Here is an 8,066-nt window from a genome sequence, read left to right as displayed (position 1 = left end):
CGCGCGGGCCCGCCGGGATCATGTCGAGAAACCACGGCAGACACAGCATCGCGGACGCAGTCTCGTTGCGTGCAATGGGCACCACGATTTTTGAGGGATTGGCCATGGTCAGTCGTCAGAAGAGGCGTTTGAACGCAGGTTGAGCAGCGCGTTGCATCGTTCGCGATGGGCTGTACGGGGTCGCCCGCAGGCGTGATGCCGGCGTCCGTGCTGTTTTCGTGATGATGGAAACCCGGATTCGCCAGTTCGCCATTGCCCGGATTGCCCCGGTATTCCATGTCGGGATCGACCGGAGCGATGATGAATCTCGCGGGCCGGCCAATCACCTGACCCATCGGGACACCGCCAGCCAGGCTCGTGAATTCGATGTCGTAGCGATACAGCTCGCTCACGCCGTCCCATGGAGAACGGCGCCGGATGCGGCGCGAGCTTCAACGTATAGGCTTGGGTAGGCAGGATCGACGACATGCGAAACGCCTCCGGGCAGGGTCAAGCAAGCGATACGAACGGCGCAGCCGAACCCTTGCAACAGCGGTGGCTGACGTTTGAGAGGGGATTGATCTGATTGGCGCCGGGCCGCGAGAGACATGAGGCCTTACGTGTTGCGTCACCGGCAGCAGCGCAAGAGGCTAGCCCATTGGAAATGGCAAAAACATCAGCAACGAACTAAAAGAGAATTGGAAGATTCTTATTTTTCGTTGTGGTTATCGAATCGCGGGCCGCTGAAACATTGGACATGTGACCTTGCTCGCGTTCCGCAAATCCCCTACGCCGCTCAGGACGACCGCGAGCGGGATGCCTTGCGCGTTGACGATGAGGTGGTGCTTGCTGCCGAGCTTGCGCCGGTCCGTGCCCGCAGCCACCCCAGGCCGCGCCTGCCTGACGCGCATCCTCGCGCGTCGCAATCCGCACGCGCCCTGATCGTTGCGCGCGGGCGACAGCCGAGCCCGCCGTCGAGCAATTCTTTTTTGTTCCTTACATTCGTCACTTTATGATGCGGCCCACGCCGTCCGCGCCAGAAGCGCGCGATGCGCATCCGGTCCGCCAGCGCGGCGCCGGACCACAAATACACCGTCAACGATAAAGAAAAGGATCGCTCATGAAGCAGACCAAAATCGCGGGATTGGTTGGGGGCCTGATGCTGGCATTCGTCGGCACGCAAGCACACGCACAGAGCTCGGTCACGCTGTGGGGCGTCGCCGACGTCAGCCTGCGTTACCTGACGAACTCGAACGCGAAGAACGACAACCGTCTCTACATGACCAACGGCGCGATCACCAACAGCCGCTTCGCGCTGAAGGGCACCGAGGATCTCGGTGGCGGCCTGAAGGCGATCTTCAACCTTGAAAGCGGTTTCGATCTGCAAAGCGGCGCCGGCGCCTCGCGCCTGTTCAACCGCGCGGCCTACGTGGGCCTGTCGAGCCAGTACGGCACCGTCACGCTCGGCCGCCAGAAGACGCTGCTGTTCGATCTGCTGGCCGATACGTTCGATCCGCTGACGGTCGGCAACTACTTCGAAAACGCATGGCTGCCGGTGTCGCTCGGCGCGGGCCTGTATGCGGACAACTCGGTCAAGTACAACGGCAAGTTCGGCGGCCTGTCGGTCGGCGCGATGTATTCGTTCGGCACCGACACCACCACCCCCGGCGTGAACGGCTTCTCGGGCCAGATCCCGGGCCACATCGGCGCGGGCAGCATGTACGGCTTCTCGCTCGGCTACGCGTTCGGCCCGTTGAACCTGGTCGCCGACATGCAGCAGAACAGCGACAACACCAACCACAAGCAGACCATCTTCCACGCGGGCGCGGTCTACGCGTTCAGCACGCTGAAGCTGTATGCGGGCTACCTGCGCTCGAAGGACGACACCGGTTTCGTGGATTCGACGCTGGCGCAGCAAGCCGTGGTGCCGGGCATCGCCTCGCTGAAGGGCACCGGCCGGATCGACGACGGCCCGTACGCCGGCCTGGCCTGGCAAGCGACCCCGACCGTCACGCTGACGGGCGCGTTCTACTACGACCACGGCCGCAACGAAACGGTCTCGACCGGCGTGCTCGGCACCGGCAACCGCTACGCGGTGGTCGGCGTGGCCGAATACGCGCTGTCCAAGCGCACCGAAATCTACGGCACCGTGGACTTCAACAAGGCCACCGGCGCGGCAACCGTCGAACTGCCGGGCCGCAACAACCAGACCGGCATCTCGATCGGCCTGCGCAACATCTTCTGATCCCGGCCGGCCTCGCGCCGGCTCGATTCAGGCAGCGGCTTCGGCCGCTCCGCCCCGGTTTTGCGCGATGCAGGTCGCGCCGGCACCGGGGCGGTGTCGTTTACGTCCCCGTTTCCCCGTTTTCCCGTTTACGCCCCCGTTTCGGGTCCGCTTTGCGCCCCGCTTTCGCCGTCGATGTCTGTCTCATGTAGGGACGCCGACCGGCTCGCGGGCACGTCGCACGCGTGCCGCCAAAACTTGCTATCGTGCCTGCTCGACAATTTCGGGGAGCGTTTCGATGGACTACGACTATGACCTGTTCGTGATCGGCGCCGGCTCCGGCGGCGTGCGGCTCGCGCGCATCTCGGCCTCGCTCGGCGCGCGCGTCGGCATCGCCGAGGTGGAGCAGATCGGCGGCACCTGCGTGCTGCGCGGCTGCATTCCGAAGAAGCTGCTGGTGTACGCGTCGCACTTCCCCGGCGAAGCCGAGGACGCGGCGGCCTACGGCTGGACCTTCGGCCCCGGCGAATTCTCGTGGCCCACGCTGATCGCCGCCAAGGATCGCGAGATCAACCGGCTGTCGGGCATCTACGTGAAGTTGTTGACCGATGCGGGCGTGACGATGCACGAAGGGCGCGCGACGATCGTCGATCCTCACACGGTGGAGATCGCCGGCAAGCGCATCACGACGAAGCACATCGGCGTGGCGACCGGCTCGTGGCCGACGCTGCCGCAGATCCCCGGCATCGAGCACGCGATCACCTCGCGCGAGGCGCTCGATCTGCCCGACCTGCCCAAGCGCGTGGCGGTGGTGGGCGGCGGCTATATCGCGGTGGAGTTCGCCGGCATCTTCCAGGGCCTCGGCTCGCAGGTGGACCTGTTCTATCGCGGCGACGAAATCCTGCGCCACTTCGATCACGACCTGCGCCGCGTGCTGCACGAGGAAATGAGCAAGCACGGCGTGGCGATCCACACCCATGCGCAGGTCAATTCGATCGTGCGCGGCGCCGATGGCGCGTTGACGCTCGACATCGGCGGCACGTCGCACGGCCCGTACGACGCGGTGCTGTACGCCACCGGCCGTCATCCGAACACGCAGGGCCTGGGCCTCGAACAGGCCGGCGTGGCCTGCGAATCGAGCGGCGCGATCCATGTGGATGCCTACTCGGCCACCAACGTGTCGTCGATCCACGCGATCGGCGACGTGACCTCGCGCCCGCAACTGACGCCGGTGGCCACGCGCGACGGCGCGCTGCTGGCCGCCAACCTGTTCGGCGCGCAGCGCGTCGAGGCGGACCATCGCGCGATTCCGTCGGCGGTGTTCAGTCATCCCGAGCTGGCGACGGTGGGCCTGAGCGAACACGAAGCGCGCGCCGAACATGGCGAAGTCGACATCTACAAGACTTCGTTCCGCGCGCTGAAGCACACGCTCACGGGCCGCGACGAAAAGATCTTCATGAAGCTCGTGGTGGCGCGCGATTCGCAGCGCGTGCTCGGTGCGCACATGATCGGCCCGGATGCGGCCGAAACGATCCAGGGCATCGCGATCGCGGTGCGGATGGGCGCGACCAAGGCGCAGTTCGATGCGACCATCGGCATCCATCCGAGCGCGGCCGAGGAGTTCGTGACGCTGCGCACGAAGTCGCCCGATCCGGCGTGACGGTGTAATCAGCGAGGGCGGGGCGCGTGGTGCGCGCGCCGCGTCGTCGAGCGTGTCGCGTGGCCGGTGTTCCGGCACGCGGCCTGTCGACAATGATTCGCATGACGAAGTATGGAGCGCGGCAAGCAAACCAGGCGGTGGCCCTGGCGTTCAGCGCGAGCGATCGGGCGCGGGCGAATTCGCCGCCAGCGTGCCGCCGCAATCGCGCCGGTATTCGTTGAGCAGCCTGCGGCGTGCGGTGCGCACGGCGTCGGGGAAATCGCTGCCGTTGACCTGGGTGGGCGAGAAGCCCACTGCTTTCAATTCGGCCAGCTCGCGGGTCACGTCACTGCGGGTCAACGCGTGCGAGCGCATGGCCTGCGGCGTGGCGAACGGGTAGCTCGCGCATTGCCCGGCCGTCAGGGGCAGCGCATGCGCGGCCACGCCGGCGGCCATCAGGCCCGCCGCGGCGCCGGCTCGCGCGATGCGCGCCGCCGTGTTCACGAGGCCGCGCCCGTGTGCTTGACGCAGTCGCGCTGGTATTTCTGCGTCAGCTTTTGCTGGGCGGTGTCGATGTCGTCGGGGTAGGTGTTGTCGTCGCCGGCCGAGGGCTGGTAGCCGACCGATTCGAGTTCCGACAGCTCGTTGACGATCTGCTTGTGCGTGACCGGCGCGCTGGTCTTCACGAACGGGTAGTCGTGGCATTGCTGGGTCGTCAGCGGCGCGGCGTGGGCAGCGACGCAGACGGCCATCAGGCTTGCACACAGCAGGGCACGTTTCAGGTTCTTGATTGGCGTGTTCATGGGTTCGCTCCTTGATCCGGGTTGGGCCGACGGTATCGGTGCCGGCCGGGTTGTCCGATCCGGCGTGGCATCGCCGAGATCACGGAATGCAGACTAGTGGAGGGCGTTTGTCGAAACGGTGGAGCGGACATGAAACTTCCTTCATCGTGCCCCCCGCCTGCTCGCTGAAATAACTTTCACGTGTCTGCCAGCGTTGCTTCAGGTGCGCTCGCGTATCGTTCGGAGCGTGATGGAAGCAGCGGTGGAAGCCGTCGGCACGCTCGGGAAAGCTCGATGAAACCTCAAGCATCCCGAAGCATCGCCGGCCCGGAACCCAGGCAGACGAGGAGACGAGCGTGAACGTGCGAACCATCGGATCAATCGGATTGGCCGCCGTCGCGCTGTGCGTGAGCGCACTGGCCGACGCGAAGGTGCAGGGCAGCGGCGGCCCGGTGGCCGATGTGGTGCTCGATCACGCGAGGGTCGAGCGCCAATATCGCGCGATCGAGGACGCGCGCCGCCGCGCGGCCGGCAATATGCGACGCAACGTCGCACAAGGGTGGCCCGGCGCCGGCGCGCTTGCGGTCGACCCGGGCTGACCCCGGGCCGACATGTGGCGTGCGCGACACGCCGCGCGCGATCGATGAAGGGCGGATGAACCGCGCCGGCCATGGCGCGGCGGCGGCGCGTGCACGCCGCATGAAGAATCTTTAATGAAGCCGATACCCTTTTGCCACGCGCGCGCGTGTAGCCTGCGCCGAGAGCCGTCGACGCACGACGGCCGCTCAACGCCCGGGTCGGATATGGCAACATCGCTCTCTTCTCATCACGAATCGCCGGTGCCGCCTTCCCTCGCGGCAGGCGGGACGACAATGTTTCGAGTCCTGACTATCGAAGACGATGACATCACTGCGAATGAAATCGTCGGCGAACTGAAAGATCGCGGCTTCGCCGTGGAATGGGTCGCCAATGGCCGCGACGGCATGGCGCGTGCGCTCACCGAGGATTACGACGTCATCACGCTCGACCGCATGCTGCCGGGCGTCGACGGCCTGACCATCGTCACCACCATGCGCAGCATCGGCGTGCGCACGCCGGTGCTGATGCTCAGCGCGTTGGGCGACGTGGACGAACGCGTGCGCGGCCTGCGGGCCGGCGGCGACGACTACCTCACCAAGCCGTTCGATCCCGAGGAAATGGCCGCGCGTCTCGAAGTGCTGCTGCGCCGCAGCCGCACCGCGCCGGCCCAATCGGAAACCACGCTGTCGGTCGGCCGGCTCACGCTCGACCTGATCGGCCGCAAGGCGATGCGCGACGGCGTGGAGATCGCGCTGCTGCCCACCGAATACCGCGTGCTCGAATACATGATGCGCAACGCGGGCCAGACCATCACGCGCACCATGCTGTTCGAGGCCGTGTGGGGCTATCACTTCGATCCGGGCACCAACCTGATCGACGTCCACATGGGGCGCTTGCGCAAGAAGATCGATCCGTCCGACGCCGCCCCGATGATCCAGACCGTGCGCGGCGCCGGTTACATCCTGTCGTGAGCCATCCATCGTGAGCGAACAAGCAAGCCGCGCGTCCGGCGGATCGGGTGCGCTGCGCTGGTATTCGAGTACGTTCCGGCTGGTCATCGTCTATGCGGTGATGTTCTCGGTGTCGGTGATGCTGCTGCTCGGCGTGATCGCCTCGCGCACCACGCACGACATGAAGAGCGAAACCGACGTCGTGATCGATTGGCAGATGATCTATTTCGATTCGATGGCCGACGCCGATCTGCCGGGCGCGATCCATCGCCGGCTCGAACACGAGCGCATGCATACCAATTACTACGGGCTGTTCGCGCCGGACGGCCGGCACGTGGCCGGCGACGTGCTCGAATTCCCGGCCGAGCTGGCCACCGACCGCAACGGCCAGACGCTGTCGCACACGCTCAAGATCGCCGGCGACCAGGTCGCGCCGGTGGTGCGCGCGATGGCCGAGATGCGGCCCAACGGCTACCGGCTCGTGCTGGCGCGTGACCTCACTCATATCCTCGCCATTCGCACCGCCATCATCAACGCGCTGGTGGTGGGCGGCGTGCTGTGTTTCGGCGCGGGCCTGCTCGGCGGGCTGGTGCTCAGCGTGCGGCAGATGCGGCGCATCCGGGCGATCCGCCAGGTCACGCAGCACATCGCGCGCGGCGATCTCGCGCAGCGCCTGCCGGTGGGCGGGCGCGACGAAATCGACATGCTGTCGCACCTCGTCAATCACATGCTGGCCGAGGTCGAGCGCCTGATGCACGAGGTCAAGGGCGTGTGCGACGGCATCGCGCACGACCTGCGCACGCCGCTCGCGCACGTTCACACGCTGCTCGCGCATGCGGCCGAACGTGCCGGCACCTATGATGATGCGGCGCTCGCGAGCCTCGTTTCGCGCGCGCGCAACGAAACCGACGCGCTGCTCGGGCGCTTTCGCGCGATGCTGCGGATCGCCGAGATCGGCTCGCTGCAACGGCGCGGCGGTTTCGGTGAAGTCGATCTGCAAGCGCTGGTGGTGGATGTCGGCGATCTGTTCGAGCCGCTCGCCGAAAGCCGCGAAATTCATTTCGAAGTGCTGACCGAGCGCGTGACGCCGGTGCACGGCGATCGCGCGTTGCTGTTCGAGGCGCTGACCAACCTGCTCGACAACGCGCTCAAGTATTCGGCCTCGGGCGGCATCGTGCGGCTCGAAGTGCGGCAGCGGCTGCAAGGCCCGCAGATCGACGTGTGGGACGACGGCCCCGGCATCGCGCCCGACGAACGCGAGGCCGTGCTCCAGCACCGCTACCGCAGCACCCGCACGGGGCATCAGGCCGGCTACGGGCTGGGCCTGAGCATCGTCTCGACGGTGATCAACGTGCACGATTTCACGCTGCGCATCGGCAGCGCCGACCCGGGCACGCGCGTGACCATCGAATGCTGGCCGAGGACGCTGGTATGACGCTGTTCTCCATCGCGCGAGTTTCTTTACCGCTGTTCTCGTCACGTGCGGGGGGCCGCTGATCGTGCGCATCCTGCTCGTGACCTCGCCGCATCCGGAAGCCGCATGGCTGCACAAGGCGCTGCAGGAAAGCGGCCACAGCCTGCAACGCGCCGACGACCTGCGCGACGGCCTGTTCCTGGCCTCGCAGGAAGCGTTCGACGCGATCGTGACGACCGCGCTCGAACCCGGCAGCGATGCCGCGTTGATCGATGCGCTGCCACGCTTCGTCGCCGATGGCGGCGGCGCGGCGCTGGTGGTGCTGCTCGGCCAGGCGTCGGCCAGCGAGCGGATTCGCGCGCTGCGCGCCGGCGCCGACGCGTGCTTCGGCGCGCCGTATTCGTTCCTCGAATTGCATGAGCGCCTGCAGGCGCTGCAACGGCTCGGCGTGCCGCGCGAAGCCGACGGGCCGCTGGCCGCCGCGGCCGCCAGCTCCACG

Annotated in this window: 7 protein-coding genes and 3 pseudogenes; 6 read left to right on the top strand and 4 right to left on the bottom strand. The window is 66.7% G+C overall.

Features of this window, described 5'->3' with window-relative positions:
• Window positions 1-269: 269 nt before the first annotated feature.
• A pseudogene (locus ACYP33_RS26110) lies at window positions 270-468 on the bottom strand (hypothetical protein); the annotation flags it as partial.
• A gap of 305 nt (window positions 469-773) precedes the next feature.
• Window positions 774-851, bottom strand: a pseudogene (locus ACYP33_RS26105) (IS5/IS1182 family transposase); the annotation flags it as partial.
• Window positions 852-1,099: 248 nt separating this feature from the next.
• Here ACYP33_RS26105 and ACYP33_RS26100 point away from each other — a divergent pair.
• Window positions 1,100-2,224: a porin gene (locus ACYP33_RS26100; RefSeq protein WP_459624473.1), complete on the top strand. Its 1,125-nt coding sequence runs from the start codon at window positions 1,100-1,102 to the stop codon at window positions 2,222-2,224.
• Window positions 2,225-2,501: 277 nt separating this feature from the next.
• Complete coding sequence (gene gor, locus ACYP33_RS26095; RefSeq protein WP_459624472.1) at window positions 2,502-3,863, top strand: glutathione-disulfide reductase; 1,362 nt, start codon at window positions 2,502-2,504, stop codon at window positions 3,861-3,863.
• A 150-nt stretch (window positions 3,864-4,013) separates the two neighbouring features.
• Here the strand turns inward: gor and ACYP33_RS26090 are convergent, their stop codons facing one another.
• A complete protein-coding gene (locus tag ACYP33_RS26090) occupies window positions 4,014-4,346 on the bottom strand; it encodes a DUF4148 domain-containing protein (RefSeq protein WP_459624471.1) in 333 nt (110 codons plus the stop codon).
• Window positions 4,343-4,645, bottom strand: coding sequence for a DUF4148 domain-containing protein (locus ACYP33_RS26085; RefSeq protein ID WP_459624470.1), 303 nt, complete (start codon window positions 4,643-4,645; stop codon window positions 4,343-4,345). Before ACYP33_RS26085 ends, ACYP33_RS26090 begins: the two co-directional genes overlap by 4 nt.
• A gap of 365 nt (window positions 4,646-5,010) precedes the next feature.
• Here ACYP33_RS26085 and ACYP33_RS26080 point away from each other — a divergent pair, with 365 nt between their 5' ends.
• The 4 genes and pseudogenes from ACYP33_RS26080 to ACYP33_RS26065 form a co-directional block, all read left to right on the top strand.
• Window positions 5,011-5,223, top strand: coding sequence for a hypothetical protein (locus tag ACYP33_RS26080; protein WP_459624469.1), 213 nt, complete (start codon window positions 5,011-5,013; stop codon window positions 5,221-5,223).
• A gap of 273 nt (window positions 5,224-5,496) precedes the next feature.
• Window positions 5,497-6,174 (top strand): response regulator transcription factor, encoded by a 678-nt coding sequence (locus ACYP33_RS26075; protein ID WP_414443319.1) that lies wholly within the window; start codon window positions 5,497-5,499, stop codon window positions 6,172-6,174.
• Between the two features lie 100 nt (window positions 6,175-6,274).
• On the top strand, window positions 6,275-7,588 hold the full coding sequence (locus ACYP33_RS26070) for a sensor histidine kinase (RefSeq protein ID WP_414451879.1): 1,314 nt from the start codon (window positions 6,275-6,277) through the stop codon (window positions 7,586-7,588).
• Between the two features lie 64 nt (window positions 7,589-7,652).
• Window positions 7,653-8,066 (top strand): annotated as a pseudogene (locus ACYP33_RS26065) (DNA-binding response regulator); the annotation flags it as partial.

The sequence above is a fragment of the Burkholderia sp. 3C genome, from assembly GCF_054589155.1.
This window is presented reverse-complemented; position numbering and strand designations above follow the sequence as displayed.